Annotated in this window: 12 protein-coding genes; 4 read left to right on the top strand and 8 right to left on the bottom strand. The window is 39.1% G+C overall.

Annotated features, from left to right (window positions below; translation table 11 throughout):
- Nucleotides 1–97: 97 nt before the first annotated feature.
- Genes CHJ_RS05435 through mads1 form a run of 8 tightly spaced genes read right to left on the bottom strand, consistent with a single transcriptional unit; the run spans nucleotide 98 to nucleotide 10,601 of the window.
- A complete protein-coding gene (locus CHJ_RS05435) occupies nucleotides 98–916 on the bottom strand; it encodes a hypothetical protein (RefSeq protein ID WP_317917073.1) in 819 nt (272 codons plus the stop codon).
- Entirely contained in the window at nucleotides 906–2,093 is a 1,188-nt protein-coding gene (locus CHJ_RS05430) for an AAA family ATPase (RefSeq protein WP_317917072.1), read from the bottom strand. Before CHJ_RS05430 ends, CHJ_RS05435 begins: the two co-directional genes overlap by 11 nt.
- The gene (locus CHJ_RS05425) at nucleotides 2,083–3,240 is read right to left on the bottom strand and encodes a DUF262 domain-containing protein (protein ID WP_317917071.1); all 1,158 of its coding nucleotides are present in this window, start codon (nucleotides 3,238–3,240) and stop codon (nucleotides 2,083–2,085) included. Before CHJ_RS05425 ends, CHJ_RS05430 begins: the two co-directional genes overlap by 11 nt.
- Nucleotides 3,240–6,302: a type I restriction endonuclease subunit R gene (locus CHJ_RS05420; protein ID WP_317917070.1), complete on the bottom strand. Its 3,063-nt coding sequence runs from the start codon at nucleotides 6,300–6,302 to the stop codon at nucleotides 3,240–3,242. Before CHJ_RS05420 ends, CHJ_RS05425 begins: the two co-directional genes overlap by 1 nt.
- A gap of 9 nt (nucleotides 6,303–6,311) precedes the next feature.
- A complete protein-coding gene (locus tag CHJ_RS05415) occupies nucleotides 6,312–7,478 on the bottom strand; it encodes a restriction endonuclease subunit S (protein ID WP_317917069.1) in 1,167 nt (388 codons plus the stop codon).
- Nucleotides 7,475–8,932: a class I SAM-dependent DNA methyltransferase gene (locus CHJ_RS05410; protein WP_317917068.1), complete on the bottom strand. Its 1,458-nt coding sequence runs from the start codon at nucleotides 8,930–8,932 to the stop codon at nucleotides 7,475–7,477. Before CHJ_RS05410 ends, CHJ_RS05415 begins: the two co-directional genes overlap by 4 nt.
- Nucleotides 8,929–10,428 (bottom strand): class I SAM-dependent DNA methyltransferase, encoded by a 1,500-nt coding sequence (locus tag CHJ_RS05405; RefSeq protein WP_317917067.1) that lies wholly within the window; start codon nucleotides 10,426–10,428, stop codon nucleotides 8,929–8,931. The genes CHJ_RS05410 and CHJ_RS05405 overlap by 4 nt, the downstream gene beginning before the upstream one ends.
- The gene (gene mads1, locus CHJ_RS05400) at nucleotides 10,425–10,601 is read right to left on the bottom strand and encodes a methylation-associated defense system helix-turn-helix domain-containing protein MAD1 (protein WP_009842282.1); all 177 of its coding nucleotides are present in this window, start codon (nucleotides 10,599–10,601) and stop codon (nucleotides 10,425–10,427) included. The genes CHJ_RS05405 and mads1 overlap by 4 nt, the downstream gene beginning before the upstream one ends.
- A gap of 632 nt (nucleotides 10,602–11,233) precedes the next feature.
- Here mads1 and CHJ_RS05395 point away from each other — a divergent pair.
- The 4 genes from CHJ_RS05395 to CHJ_RS05380 are packed head-to-tail and all read left to right on the top strand — an operon-like array spanning nucleotide 11,234 to nucleotide 13,673.
- On the top strand, nucleotides 11,234–11,362 hold the full coding sequence (locus tag CHJ_RS05395) for a hypothetical protein (RefSeq protein WP_317917066.1): 129 nt from the start codon (nucleotides 11,234–11,236) through the stop codon (nucleotides 11,360–11,362).
- A 17-nt stretch (nucleotides 11,363–11,379) separates the two neighbouring features.
- Nucleotides 11,380–11,520, top strand: a complete 141-nt coding sequence (locus CHJ_RS05390) for a hypothetical protein (RefSeq protein WP_317917065.1) — start codon at nucleotides 11,380–11,382, stop codon at nucleotides 11,518–11,520.
- Entirely contained in the window at nucleotides 11,513–13,081 is a 1,569-nt protein-coding gene (locus CHJ_RS05385; protein ID WP_317917064.1) for a hypothetical protein, read from the top strand. The genes CHJ_RS05390 and CHJ_RS05385 overlap by 8 nt, the downstream gene beginning before the upstream one ends.
- Before the next feature lie 31 nt (nucleotides 13,082–13,112).
- On the top strand, nucleotides 13,113–13,673 hold the full coding sequence (locus CHJ_RS05380) for a hypothetical protein (RefSeq protein WP_317917063.1): 561 nt from the start codon (nucleotides 13,113–13,115) through the stop codon (nucleotides 13,671–13,673).
- Nucleotides 13,674–13,675: the final 2 nt, after the last annotated feature.

Genomic DNA, 13,675 nt, shown 5'->3' with positions numbered 1-13,675 from the left:
TTGAAAAATAGCGATTTATAGCAAGTCGACTTTCGGGGATATACACTCTGTCATACACGTTATTTTTGAGATTCACATCACAATTTTAAACCGTTACTTATAACCACGGTGGATTGTCTTTCCGTCTTTTTTTGTCCTTAGGAAGGTCGACGTTAAGTTCACCTATCAAATCTGATTCTCCTAAGTACACTCCATGTTTATCCCATACTTCCACATGGGATTTTAAACCAGAGTGGAGGTTATCTACACTGTGATACCTTCTTGTTAAAGCGCATTGGTATACTACACGTCCTTGGTTAATTTTCTCAGTTTTAATATATCTAGTTGACTCTCTTAAGTACGTTTGACGATCTGTTGGCGGCATGTTTGACTCGCAATCATAATTGAATTCACGAATGTCAAATTCATTCTCCAACCAATTGTTCATGTCTATATAAAGACTTAGCCTTGTAATATATATGTCAGTAGTTTCTTCCTTCGTGACCTTTATTTCATTATCAAAATTTTCGAATGGATATAGAAATATCATCACACCCTTTTCGCCATTAAGCTTTCTCTCTCCAGCTTCAGCAAGCGATCCATCAGTTACACATTCCTCAAAAAACTCATAATAATCTTCTGAACTATGTACTCTATTGGAATCCCAGATTGAATTTTTTTTATCGAAAATTATTTTTTTGAATCGTAACCTTAAATCACTAGGGATTGATTCACTTAACGCTTGTAGAAGTGGTATTTTTGAATATGTATAACTATCTTGATACTGGCTACTTCTTAGCACATTTGTAGTAGTATTTAACGTGTTAAGAATTTTAAATGAACGAATAAATAGTAATATATATTCAATAAGTTCATCACTACCACCTATTTTGCTAATACTAAGTTCATCTAAATATAGTGATAATTTATAAGCCATACAAATTATCCAAATCTATTTCATCTTGGTCAAAAAAACCTTTAGGCCAGTGATTTACTACTCCACCATCTTCAATAATAATTCGTTCTACTTGGTCTTCGCTAGCACTATTTTCACCAAAAAATAGTACTGAAGTATCACTCGAGTTTAATATATTATCTTTTATACTCAACCTGACACCATTAAGAATACTAGGGCTATGAGTTTCGACAATCGTAGTTATACCTGCAGAAGCTAGCCTGCAGAGAAACTTTGTAATCCTATTTTGTGCACTCGGGTGAAGGTGAGCTTCAGGATTCTCGACTATTAAAATATCCCCTGGTTTTGAGGTTAAACCTGCTACTATAATTGGCAAGCAGTAACTAAATCCATATCCAACATTTTCCGGTTTATAGTTATGTATACTTCCATCAGGGCTAATTTCTATTTTTTTTAATGTTTCACTTATTGATTCTATATTTATTGTTCCACTATTAAATATATAACTAACCCAAGCGGAAACTTGATCAGCTAAGAGTACGGTAGTACCAACGTCTAACCTTAAAGATTCAATTACTTCCAACTCTCTATATTTGTATATGGTTAATGCTGTATTTTCTCCATTTTTTCCTACAGAAAATAAACTATTTAGCTTAGACTCATGAAATGTTTTGGGCCCCATTCGGTCCGCAGAAATAAAGGATAGCTCTTCAAAATTAGATACATACTCTTTTAATGGATTAGTATCTATTCTTTCCAAATACTTTTTTAAATTTAATGTGCCTATATCGCTGTTTTCTATATCTGAACCACTTATATGTGAAGAATCTAAATTTAAAATCCCTTCATTTTCAACAGAGCCACTTTTCTCGTCTAAATAGCTTCTTGAAAATTTGGTGTCCCAATAAAGGTACTTATCGTTTTTCTCAAATAGCAAACGAAAACTGATTGTCGAACTAGAAGAGCTTCCCGTTGAGCGAATATCATCAAATGATCCTAAATCAGCAAGAAAAGAATTTAAGTGAAGAGTAGAGTACTCACCCGACTCATGTAATGACTGAGCAATTAACAATAAGGTCTGTACTACTGTTGACTTACCTTTACCATTGACTCCCGTTAATAGAGTTAATTTCCCAACTGGAAATACGACATCTTCTTTGAAGCATTTGAAGTTATTAACTTTTATCTCAGTTAACATTTTGCTCTCCAATATATTTATTAGCCAAGTCTAAACGAGTAAAGAGTTTCTTGACTTGGTTTGTTGAAGTTCTTACAGAGTCAAGATAATCTTCGTTAGCTAGCAAATCATCATATGATGATAATATTTTCATCTTTTTCTTTGATAGACTATTTAAATCTGCATTATGAAAAACACCATATATGCTTTCCATGACAGCTAAATTTATTCTGCCTCTATTGTAGTTCACCTTTATTCTAAACGCGGATGTATCGAATATATTCTTGATCACACTCATGACTTCAATGAATCGACTTTCTATTATTTCCACCTCTATATCATCAAGTTTATTTATATATTTCATAGTAGAGCCTAGGTACTCGTCTAAATCACCTTTATATTCCTTTAACCTCTCTTTATTCGAGAATGCTAAACACCTTAAAATAGCTTCTCTATCTTTCATTCGTTTTGAAGAAATCCCACCATCAATTACATCAATAAAAACTTGATCTTCTGCAAGCCTATTCAACAACTTAGTTGATTTTCCAAGAAATATACAATTACGAATTTCTTGGCGTTCTAACTTGGTTCCCCCAGTATTTATCCTCCTAAAAATGTCATATGTAACTGCCATCGGTACTGAGGGCATAATTGAATAGTAAGGGATATTCTTGTCTTCTATTTTAGAGAGCACTTCGGGATATCTTTTTTCTAAATCTGATTTACTAAAGCCATTCAACCAAGGTAAGGCCTTAAGGCCTTCCAATTGAAACTTATCATCAAAAAAATCCAATATTGCAGTTAATCGTTGAAGGCCATCAATGACAACATGCCTGCCACTGGAATCTCGATTAAAATAAAAGTGAGGCAGCGGCAAGTTTAAAATCAATGATTCTATGAACATAGATTTTTTGTTTGGTTTCCAAGCATTAGGGCTTCTTTGGAAATCTGGATCAAGTACAAATTTCTGTTTTTTAGTCCAGCGCATAATTTCATAAACAGAAATTTTTTCTTCTCTAAGGTTAATTTCTATTTTTGACAAGTCTACATTCTCTGAGTAAGGGTATATGCCTCCATCATCGCTTGTATAGTCTTCAGCATTATCCTCATCAGTCTCTAAAACTTCGCGATCAGTAATATCAGAAGCTGTGTTCAAGTTATCTTTCATTAATAATGCTCCTCTATATAGCTATACGCCTTAGCGAACAGCTCTTTATCTTTTCCTAATCCAAACTGAGCAAGCGTCAGTAGCAGTGCCTTTTGAATCTCTCTAGGGCCACTGTTCGAGCTTTGCCAGCCTTTAAAGCGTTTTGCTTTTACAATCTTGTCTATCTGCTCTACCACATCGCCAATTAGCTTAGGGGTGCTTTCAGGGCGAGTTTCCAGGAACAGTTTAGTTAGTGCTTGTTTGTTATCTTCTTGAGTTACTGGTGAATCACCTGTCTCACGCTCTGCTTGTACAGTATCTTTTGCGGTATCGAGTAGCCCTTTTAACCAGTCTATTGCTTTGATTACGCCTGCTTCATAATCCTGACGTAGTTTTTCTAAACGCTCACCGAGAGCGATAAACTTAGGATTGCCGCTACCACGCAGGCGACCCATTAGATCAATTTCAAGCTGGCTTGCGCGCTTCTCTTGTTCTTTCTCAGTCAACGTGAAGATAGCATGCTCATCCATAACCAATTCATCAATATCATCACGAATGCGATTGATATCAGTATGCTCGTGGATCATCTTAATAGTTTCTGGGCCTAACGCTGCCCACACAAGTGAGCCTGTTTGCCCTACAGGGCGGACTGATTCATAGATTTGTATCAGCCACTTGTAGTCTGCTCTGTAAGGAGTAAGAAAAGCATCTGGGTTAATTGCAGACCAAAGCTTAGACAGCACACCAAAAGAGGCAGCAAACTCATCACGCTTCTCGTTAGTCGGTAAGCAAGCTTGCGCTGCCATAATACCTTCAAAGCCGTCGATGGTTCTGTCAACGTTCGGGAAGAAGTTTAGACACTTATCGAGTTGAGCTGGCAGTAGCTCTTTAAAGGCTTCGATTCCTTCGACTACGCCGTCTATCTCTTCAGGATCGTAAGCAAGTGCGGTACGCAAGTTCTCAAACACACCCAGATAATCAATAATCAGGCCCATTTGCTTACTGACGTTATCTGTCTCGTACAAACGGTTAGTACGACACATTGCCTGCAACAAGGTATGGTCACGTAATGGCTTATCTAGATACATGCAGTAACAGATAGGCGCATCGAATCCGGTCAACAGTTTTGCGGTCACAATCAGCAGTTGAAGTGGTTGTTTTGGATCTTTGTAATCCTCAATCAAACTCTTCTGCTTTTGGTCATTGCCATCAATCTCTTGCCAACGTTCAAAGTCTTCTTCTTTGATAGGCAACTCAAGATCTTGCTTCCATTTGCGCCAGTCTTTATTGACCTTACCTTTCTTACTTGCATCTTCATCTTTGATCGGTGCTTGGTCGACATTCATGACTACTTCAACCGCATCAAAGCCTAGTTTCTTACCGAGTAAGTAATACATCTGAACGCAGGCATCTCGGTCATAGACTACAACCATGCCTTTCATCTGCTTTGGCTTTACATGGCTTACAAAGTGATTGGCAATATCTTCACTTACCGCCGCCATGCGTTTTGGCGCCTTCAACATAATCGCAAGACGACCAGCACGTTTAGACAATGCCATTTTCTCGTCATCGTCTAGGTCGTTATCTTTGACCATTTGTTCAAAGGCTTCATCAATCGCTGCACGATCCACTCGAAGCTCAGCCAAACGAGGCTCAAACTTCACTGCATTGGTTGCTTTATCTCGTATGGATTGCTTATAGCTGTAGCGGTTCATGTAACGTCCTTCATCCTCTTCGGCACCAAAGAGTTTGAAGGTGTTACGGTCGATACCAGAAATCGGCGTACCTGTTAAGCCATAAAAGTGAGCATGAGGTAGCGCCCAGCGCATTTTATCGCCGAGGGAGCCCTCTTGAGTTCGGTGCGCCTCATCCACCAGCACGATAATATTGTCACGACTGTTCAGACCGTTTTCATTGCTCTCTTCAATTTCGACATCTTTAAACTTGAAGACGGTGGTGATCAAAATGCCGCGACTATCTTGTTCTATATGTTCGCCAAGTTTTTTGCAGCTTTGTACTTTGATTAGGTTCTTAACATCGGCCCCACCGAAGGTTTCATTGATTTGACTATCGAGATCTCGACGGTCTACCACAATCAGTACTGTAGGATTTTTTAACTTGTTATCAGCACGAAGCATGCGAGCGGCATAGAGCATAAGCAGAGACTTACCCGAACCTTGGAAGTGCCAGATAAGTCCTTTTTTCGGATAGCCATTTTTTACACGTTCTACAATTTGCTTTGCGGCTTCAAATTGCGGATAACGAGGCAGAATTTTAATGCGTTTAGGTGGTGTGTCTTTACCTGTTTTGACTGTCGAAAAGAGTGCAAAAGACTCTAACATTTGCAGTAAGGTTTCAGGATTCAACAATCCTTCACAGCTATCAAGTACCGTAGCTAAGCTAGCTGGAATTTCATCTCGCTGGTCAGTTTTATGCCAAGGTCCCCAGTCTTTGACTCGGGCATTAATTGCACCATAGGCAAAGGTGCGACCTTCAGATGCAAAACACAAAAGGTTTGGTACAAAGAAAGGCTCTACATTTTTCCAATAGTGCTTTTGACCACCCATAAAATCAGCAGCGCCATCTTGCCAAGTCACACTTGGACGAGTGGCGGATTTGACTTCCCCCACCACCAACGGGATGCCGTTCACATACAGAACGATATCGAAAAACACCTCTGTCGCGGCAATAAAGTGAACCTGCTTCGCCACAACAAAATGGTTGTTTTCGGGAGTATCAAAGTCAATTAGCTTAACGGTGATATGGTCGCCGTTCTCACCAAACGGTAGGCTTTTTTCTGCCATTAACCATTCATGAAAATTCTCATTGGCTTTGACTAAACCTGTGTGTTTCGCTTCCAACATCAAGCCACGAAGTTTGTAGATGACCTCATCTGCATAATCAGGATTTTTACCAATATCAGGGTTTAACGAACAAAGCGCATCTTTCAGCCAAGTATCGACGAAGATATCGTGAGTTTGCTTCGGCAAGCTCTCACCATGGCAATAGTGCCACTGAACTCCGTTTAAGCCTTTTAAACGGTCAATAATTCCATTTTCTGTTACAGTTTGTTCGTTAAACATAATCTACCACTACGCTATGAGATTGTTTATTAAGTTCTGAAACATCAACTTAAGATGTTTACGTTTTTCAACTAATACTTCTTCTGCTTCCTCAATCATTCTAATTTTACAGATATACTCTTCCTGAATAGACAACGGTATCGCGGGAAGCTTTACTCCTAACAAGCTCTTCTGATTGACCTTATATGTTCCATTCGTGGTTTGAGATACTGCATTAATTTGCCTTCTTACAACTGTTGAGTTCCATAACTCAACAAAAAAGCCTGGGATGAATATTTTTTTATCCACCTCAACCTTAATTAAAATATCTGGGTAGATATAGCCACTAGTATCACTTACCGCCCTACCACAAACCCCAACGATATTTGGATTACCATTTCCTCTAACAATAAATACGTCATCTTTCCTAATCTGGTACTTATCCTGAATCTCTACAGGTACAAACACACTTTTTCTGTGCTCTGGTTTTATATTTAAAACACCATTTCTTACTGCAGATATTGAAAAGCTACCATAGTTAGTATTCTTTGCATCTTCCTTTGGTGAATACCCATTCTTCAAATCGTTATTCTCAAAATGGTTTATAGAAACAAATTCACCGTTACATCTAGATACTACCTCGTTAATCAACGAAGCTTTAATAGCAGGGTAAGTATGGATAAGATCTTCCGTGCTATGTATAGCCGTCAAAACTTTACTTAACATTTCAATTACACGGTTCTGTTCCTCAACAGGCGGAAGCTCAAACTCAAACCGTTTTAAATCAACCCATTTCGTAAACAAATTCGTTGAACCGACAGCGACAGACTTCGCGTAATCATGAAATAATTCTGATTGCATCAAATAGGGAAGAAGATCATCAGAAAATAAATCACTCTCTTTTTTCTGATTTAGTATCAATGTCGTATTTGCTGCAACTCCTTCAAAATTAGCTACAGCTCCTTTTTTAAGTCTTGGGTTTCTTGTCATATACAAAAAATCACCAGGAAGGAAGTGCCTAAAAAATGTTGGCCCTGCATCTTCTACCGCTCCTTTACGACAAAACCTTAAAGACTCACTGTCAAAGTCTTCCCCTCGGATACACCATTGAATATGACTATCCATAAAATCTGGGAGCTTTCTTTTTACTTCAAAAGCCAGGTCACCCAAAGAGTATTTCTTTTTCTCTATGCTCATATTAGAAACTCAAAGATTTCTTTATTTATATTGTGAAGTTTTGTTCTTGTGCCATGCCAATTCTCTATGGTGGTAAAAATAGACGAGGCCCTATTTTGTGATGCGGATGATTTAATATATAAGGGAATTGACATATTGTAGTCATTCCCTATTATCTCTTCTATATTGACACACCTTGCAACGCTACCTTCATCATGTTCAATACGATATAAGTTAATGATATTAAAAATATCTTTCTCACTTAAATATGTTTGACCATTTTCTGTGTTGTAATACTGATTTGCATTAATAAATAGTACTTTATCCTTCATGTTTGGAGATTTATTGGTACTAAGTATTATGACGCAGGATTCCATCGGCGAGTTGTAGAAAAGATTTGGTCCTAGCCCTATCACCGCTTCAATGATGTCAGATTCAATCACCTGTTTACGGATCGCTTGCTCTGAATCACGGAACAACACACCATGAGGCCAAAGCATCGCCGCACGGCCAGTATCGGGTTTTAAACTCTTGATGATATGGGTATAGAAACCGTAATCTGCACAACCTTGTGGTGGTACGCCGTACATATTGCGCCCATACGGGTCAGCAGCGAACTTTTCACGGTTCCATTTTTTAATGGAATACGGTGGGTTAGCGAAAATAACATCAAACTGTTTAAGCTGATCATTCTCAATAAACTTAGGGTCGCCTAAGGTATCACCACGCATAACATCGAACTCCTCAATGTCATGCAAGAACATGTTCATACGCGCAATTGCAGAGGTTAGCAGGTTTACTTCTTGACCGTACAAATGAACACCGCGCCACTCTTCACCTTGAGAACGCAGATCCATCACCGCATTAAGCAGCATTCCGCCCGTGCCACAAGTTGGGTCGTACGCACTCTCACCTGGTTTGAGCTTCATAATACGGGTCATCAAATGGACTACGGTACGGTTGGTATAGAACTCAGCAGCCGTATGACCTGAGTCATCCGCAAATTTTTTAATCAGATACTCGTAAGCCTCACCCAAGTCATCTTGAGCAACAGACTTAATGCCTAACGGGATTTTACTGAAATGCTGAATAAGGTCTGATAGCAAGTGATCTGGCAAGCGCTCTTTGTTGGTCCACTGGGCATCACCAAATACACCATGTAGTCGTTCATTCTTTGCCTCAATCAAACGCAATGCATTTTGAATCGCTTCACCAATGTCTTTGCTCGTGTTGCGAACTTTCTCCCAGCTTGCTTCCTCTGGAATATCGAAACGGTGATACATCGACATAGCAGCGTATTCGGCATCACCTTCGTGCAGCTCGAGTGCTTCGTTATACTCTTCTAGATATACATCCGATAGACGCTTAAAGAACAGCAATGGAAATACGTACTGCTTGTAATCAGACGCATCAATTTGGCCACGCAGGAACTCTGCTGCGCCCCACAGTAGGTCTTCTAATTTGTTTTTATTCATAGCTCAAAGCCCTCTTTGATTAACGAGGCTTCTAACTCTTGTTCAGCGACCTCTAAGGCTGCTAATTTTTGCTGGAAATCTTTCAACGCTTCTTCTACGGTAATGGTTTCTTCTTCTAGCGGTTTTTGTACATAACGAGCGATGTTCAAGTTGAAATCGTTCTCTTCAATCTCGCTATGTGGTACCCAACGTGCGACGCCTTCAATGTCGTCTGCTTTAGGGCCTTTGGTACGCATCTTCTGATAGATGTCGTAAATCTCATCAGCTTGAAGCTCTGACAAAGTGTTTTGCGCGCGACCTTTGGTGAAGATCTCTTGCGCATTCACAATCAGCACATGTTCTTTATGCTCTTCTGGTCTTGCTTTACGCAATACGAGAATACAAGCAGGGATGCCTGTACCGTAGAACAGGTTAGAAGCCACGCCAATTACCGCCACGATGCGGTTCTCTTTCAATAGTTTGGTTCTAATTTTACCTTCGGCACCACCACGGAAAAGCACACCATGTGGCAGCACTACCGCCATGCGCCCTTTATCATTCAATGAAGCAAACATATGCTGAACCCAAGCAAAATCCCCGTTGGTTTTTGGTGCTAAACCAAAGCTTGCACGGCCATATGGATCACTTGTCCAATAGTCATAACCCCACTCTTTTAAACTAAATGGTGGGTTTGCGATTACGCAGTCAAAGTTTTCTAGTTGGTCATTTTTCAGGAACTTAGGATCACGAAGTGTATCACCACGAACGATTTCAAAATCTTCTTGTCCATGTAGGAACAAGTTCATGCGGGCAATGGCTTCGGTGGTCAGGTTCTTCTCTTGACCTTTGATTTTAAGAAGACGTGGATCACCACCGTTTTCTTTAACATGGTGGATGGTTTCAAGCAGCATACCGCCTGTACCACAAGCCGGATCATATACACTCTCATTGGCTTGTGGATCTAGAATATTGACCATTAGACGAACAATGGTACGCGGTGTATAGAACTCACCTGCTTTCTTGTTTGCTTTATCAGCAAAACGCTTGATGAGGTATTCGTAAGCGCGGCCCATATCATCATTACGTACACTCGATACGCCAAGGTTAACCTTGTTGAAGTGATTGAGTAATGTCGATAGCAGTTCGTCTGATAGGCGCTCTTTGTTGGTCCAGCTCGCGTCACCAAAAATGCCATGTAACTGTGGGTTTTCTAGCTCAATACCACGGAATGAATCTTTTAGGGCTTGGCCGATATCCTTGGTTTCTGCAAACACATCTTTCCAATGACAGTTAGCTGGTATTTGGATGCGGTGAAACATATCGCCTTTCGCGAGCTCTTCATCACCCACTTGCTCCATCGCCTCTTCGAATTCTTCATCGTAAACATCACAGATACGCTTAAAGAATAGGATTGGGAAGATGTAGGTTTTGTAATCTGAAGCGTCGATTGGGCCAGTGATTATATGGGCTGCATGCCAAAGGTGCGCTTCTAAGTCTTTGAGATTTATTAATGTCATTGCTTGCTCTTATTCTCTTCTATCCACGCTTCAAGGTCTTCACGTTTGAAGCGCCAAGAACCGCCGACTTTGAAACCAGGAAGCTTTCCTTCACTTGCTAATCTATAAGCTGTTTTTTCGGCCAACTTTAAGTAAGCAGCCACCTCTTTCAAGGTTAAAATTTGGTCTACCATTCAGAGTGTTATCTCATATTGGTTAATTTCATTAAAACTGAATGTGAGAGAATATGGGAAAATTGGGGAATGAACAATGACAAAAACTACACAACGTGGCTACTTGATTAATTGGTATGCAATTGTGTGATCTTGCATGAGAGAAATTAAACGAGGAAATATATTACTCTAGTGGACAATAAGCTCTATTCAAACAGCTTTCTTTACAAGTTTGGACGCGTAATAGTTAAGTTGATTCATTTATCTCTTATTACAGTGTGCTAACAAAATTCAGAATCTCCACAATACAGTTTTCAAAATCATTTACATTCATTGAAGCTTTATTAACATCTATAGAAACTCCGTTTCTGATAACGATATCATACCTAATACTTGTAATTTTATTTACGTCAAAAATATCTATGGAAAGAGAGACTCCTGACACTTTAGAAAAAACAGATTTTACAAATAACATTTTATGGGAGAGAAACTTTTTCTATTCAACTATTTCATACTGGGTAAGCCATTTTAAAAAGTTGTCGCCAAAAAGCCCAATGAGTTTTTTCCCTTCTCTCGTTACAGTTAAGTGGTTGTCAGCTATGCATATAGCTTGATACTAACCAAACGTGTTGACTTTAAGTAAGGAGATCAAAATGACTAAAAGCTCAGGAAAATCAAATGGCAGAGGGACTTCCACACACCCAGGTCCTGGAGGAAATTGGCCATCAACTACTGGGAAAAAGTCTGGTGGTGGTAGAGGAAATGCGAAAGGAAAAAAATAGAAAAAGAGCAGACCAAATTGAGCTATAAACAAGTTCAATGTACAGAGTGCTTTTGCGCTCTGTACTTCACTGAAGAAGATGAAACATGGGGTATCACTGGCGAACTTTGTTACGATTGTCAGCGAGAACAAGAAACAAAAGAAGAAGACGATGACTAATTACACCTTTCCAACTCTGGGAGAAGCCGCAAAGATAATATTTGACAGTACTGGTTTGCTTGCACAAAAAAATCATCAATCGAACATTTTAAAATCTGAATCGGAGAAAAAATCACTTCAGACAAAGTTAAGAAGGTTGGCGAAAGAAGAAGGCGATCTTGATGCAACTGTTGATGAACTAGCACTGTATCTGATGGGGTTACTAACAGAAGCTACCCAAGACATTAGAGTTTCACAAGCTTTAATGGACATGTTCAGGGATTTATATGACTCCTTCAGGGAAACAATGAAGGACGAAGGGACTTACCTCTCCAAAAAAGATACCGTCAAGTGGCTAATCGAATACCAATTGTCTGACTTAGCTATCAAGTCAATTCAGAAGTACACTCTAATGCATTCCCTAGCTACAAGCGAACTTTCAACACCACCTACGCCAAACTGGTGGTTACCGAAAATTTCTGAAGGTAAGGTTATCTGGCCTATAGAAACAGCGCTACGGTGGATTTATAACTCAGCAGACATTCCACAAGCCCGTTTCCATAATCCGAGCAACAATGCTTCAGGTCGAGCTAGTCAAAATGCTGAAAATGCCTCGAGATGGTTAAACAGAGATAGACTACCAAAATGGGGAGAACTTCAGGAAAATTTAGATTTCTCGTTATCAGAACTAAAGTCTTGTTCGGAACCAACGTATCATCGTGAATTTGCTGAAAGGGATATTCAGAGCTTCAGAGTAATACTCTTCTTAGCCCGTATGTCTACTGACATATTCAAACGTATAGATAATGCCTTCGGCATAGATTTTACAAAGCAACTCATATTTCAGATGAAAGCTCAAAACCGTAGACTATGGCTTTTTCATCAGCAAATAAAACGAGAGTTAACAGCCAGACAGATATGCGAAGGAATATTTGACAAAATAGACGTTTATCGATTCTGGCACTCAGAAGTTGATTTGTACTGGCGTATGCATGCTGATGTGTGGCATACAAGTGCTTTAGCATTTCAAAAAATATTAAATAGAAAAGGTAATGAGACTTTTACGCTGACCGAACTCAAGGAACTTAGGCAACAATTTGAACCATTCTTTCTGGCAATTGCATTGAGGCCGCTCAAAAGAACGCTTAATGATGATAAGAAAGAATATATGGAACTCTACTTTCAGGGGTGCAAGCTAAGAAAACACGCAAGCCGCGAAGAAATTGCTAACTTTCAAAGTAAAATTCACGAAGCTGGTCACAGTCAAAGCTTAAAGTGGTTGGTTGAATGGATGTACGCTACTTATTGCTATAGGAACAAAAAGCACAAGAGTGCATATACCCATTATAAGAACGCTTTTGACTTGGCAAAACATAGCATTGGCAGAGACACCTATTTGCTTGTAAACCAGTATGCCGAGTCATGTGCAAAAAACGACAAATGGGTGGAATTTAAAAAAGCAGTGACTTGGGCTTGCCATAAGAATATTAAGATTCGTTGGCATAGAGGCTTTGAAGATACAGAAGAAGCGATAAAGGGTTCGTATCAAATGTTAAAAATAGCAAATTACTTTCAACTCTAGATAAAATAACAACGTTATAGGTAAATTATCCATGTTCGAAGAAATAAAAGAAAAACATAAAAAATATTCAGAACAGCTAGAAAAAGCATATAAACAATCCGATGCGTTAGATCTGTCACCCGACATTCTAAAATATAGACATCTGAGCAAGCAAGACTTTGATAAAATCTTCGCTATAGTAGACGCAGTTCAACCTATGCTGAATTACGATCATATGGCTGGAGCATGTATTTTCGTTCACAGCTATTTAAAGAAGGCGTTAGCTAATTATGGCTATGCTTCTGAGCTTATATTTGGTGATGTTATTGTCAACGCTGAAGCTCACATGAAATGCAACTTAGAAGATCTAAAAAAACAGCTAGATAAAGGTATATCTCCCGAAACTCAAAAGGTTCACTGCTGGTTATTATTAGAAAACTATCAAGTATTTGATGCGACACTTTTTCGCGATTTAAGTGGTGGCATCTATGCTGCTGAACTGTATGGGTATGGGTATACAACATTAGATGGCAATACTTTCCAATATGAGCCCATGTTAGCTGGCTTTAAATTTGTTGAAAAAACAAACCCTTCCCCCTCTATAGTATTGTGAGG

It is taken from the genome of Vibrio sp. MACH09 (assembly GCF_033238805.1).
GTDB lineage: Bacteria > Pseudomonadota > Gammaproteobacteria > Enterobacterales > Vibrionaceae > Vibrio.
The sequence above is the reverse complement of the archived record's forward strand: the minus strand, read 5'-3'. Positions and strand labels throughout refer to the sequence as shown.

Excerpts from the sequence above, each read along its gene's own strand:
- CHJ_RS05435 (WP_317917073.1), bottom strand. The coding sequence starts at position 916 with ATGGCTTATAAATTATCACTATATTTAGATGAACTTAGTATTAGCAAA.
- CHJ_RS05430 (WP_317917072.1), bottom strand. The coding sequence starts at position 2,093 with ATGTTAACTGAGATAAAAGTTAATAACTTCAAATGCTTCAAAGAAGAT.
- CHJ_RS05425 (WP_317917071.1), bottom strand. The coding sequence starts at position 3,240 with ATGAAAGATAACTTGAACACAGCTTCTGATATTACTGATCGCGAAGTT.
- CHJ_RS05420 (WP_317917070.1), bottom strand. The coding sequence starts at position 6,302 with ATGTTTAACGAACAAACTGTAACAGAAAATGGAATTATTGACCGTTTA.
- CHJ_RS05415 (WP_317917069.1), bottom strand. The coding sequence starts at position 7,478 with ATGAGCATAGAGAAAAAGAAATACTCTTTGGGTGACCTGGCTTTTGAA.
- CHJ_RS05410 (WP_317917068.1), bottom strand. The coding sequence starts at position 8,932 with ATGAATAAAAACAAATTAGAAGACCTACTGTGGGGCGCAGCAGAGTTC.
- CHJ_RS05405 (WP_317917067.1), bottom strand. The coding sequence starts at position 10,428 with ATGACATTAATAAATCTCAAAGACTTAGAAGCGCACCTTTGGCATGCA.
- mads1 (WP_009842282.1), bottom strand. The coding sequence starts at position 10,601 with ATGGTAGACCAAATTTTAACCTTGAAAGAGGTGGCTGCTTACTTAAAG.
- CHJ_RS05395 (WP_317917066.1), top strand. The coding sequence starts at position 11,234 with ATGACTAAAAGCTCAGGAAAATCAAATGGCAGAGGGACTTCCACACAC.
- CHJ_RS05385 (WP_317917064.1), top strand. The coding sequence starts at position 11,513 with ATGACTAATTACACCTTTCCAACTCTGGGAGAAGCCGCAAAGATAATA.
- CHJ_RS05380 (WP_317917063.1), top strand. The coding sequence starts at position 13,113 with ATGTTCGAAGAAATAAAAGAAAAACATAAAAAATATTCAGAACAGCTA.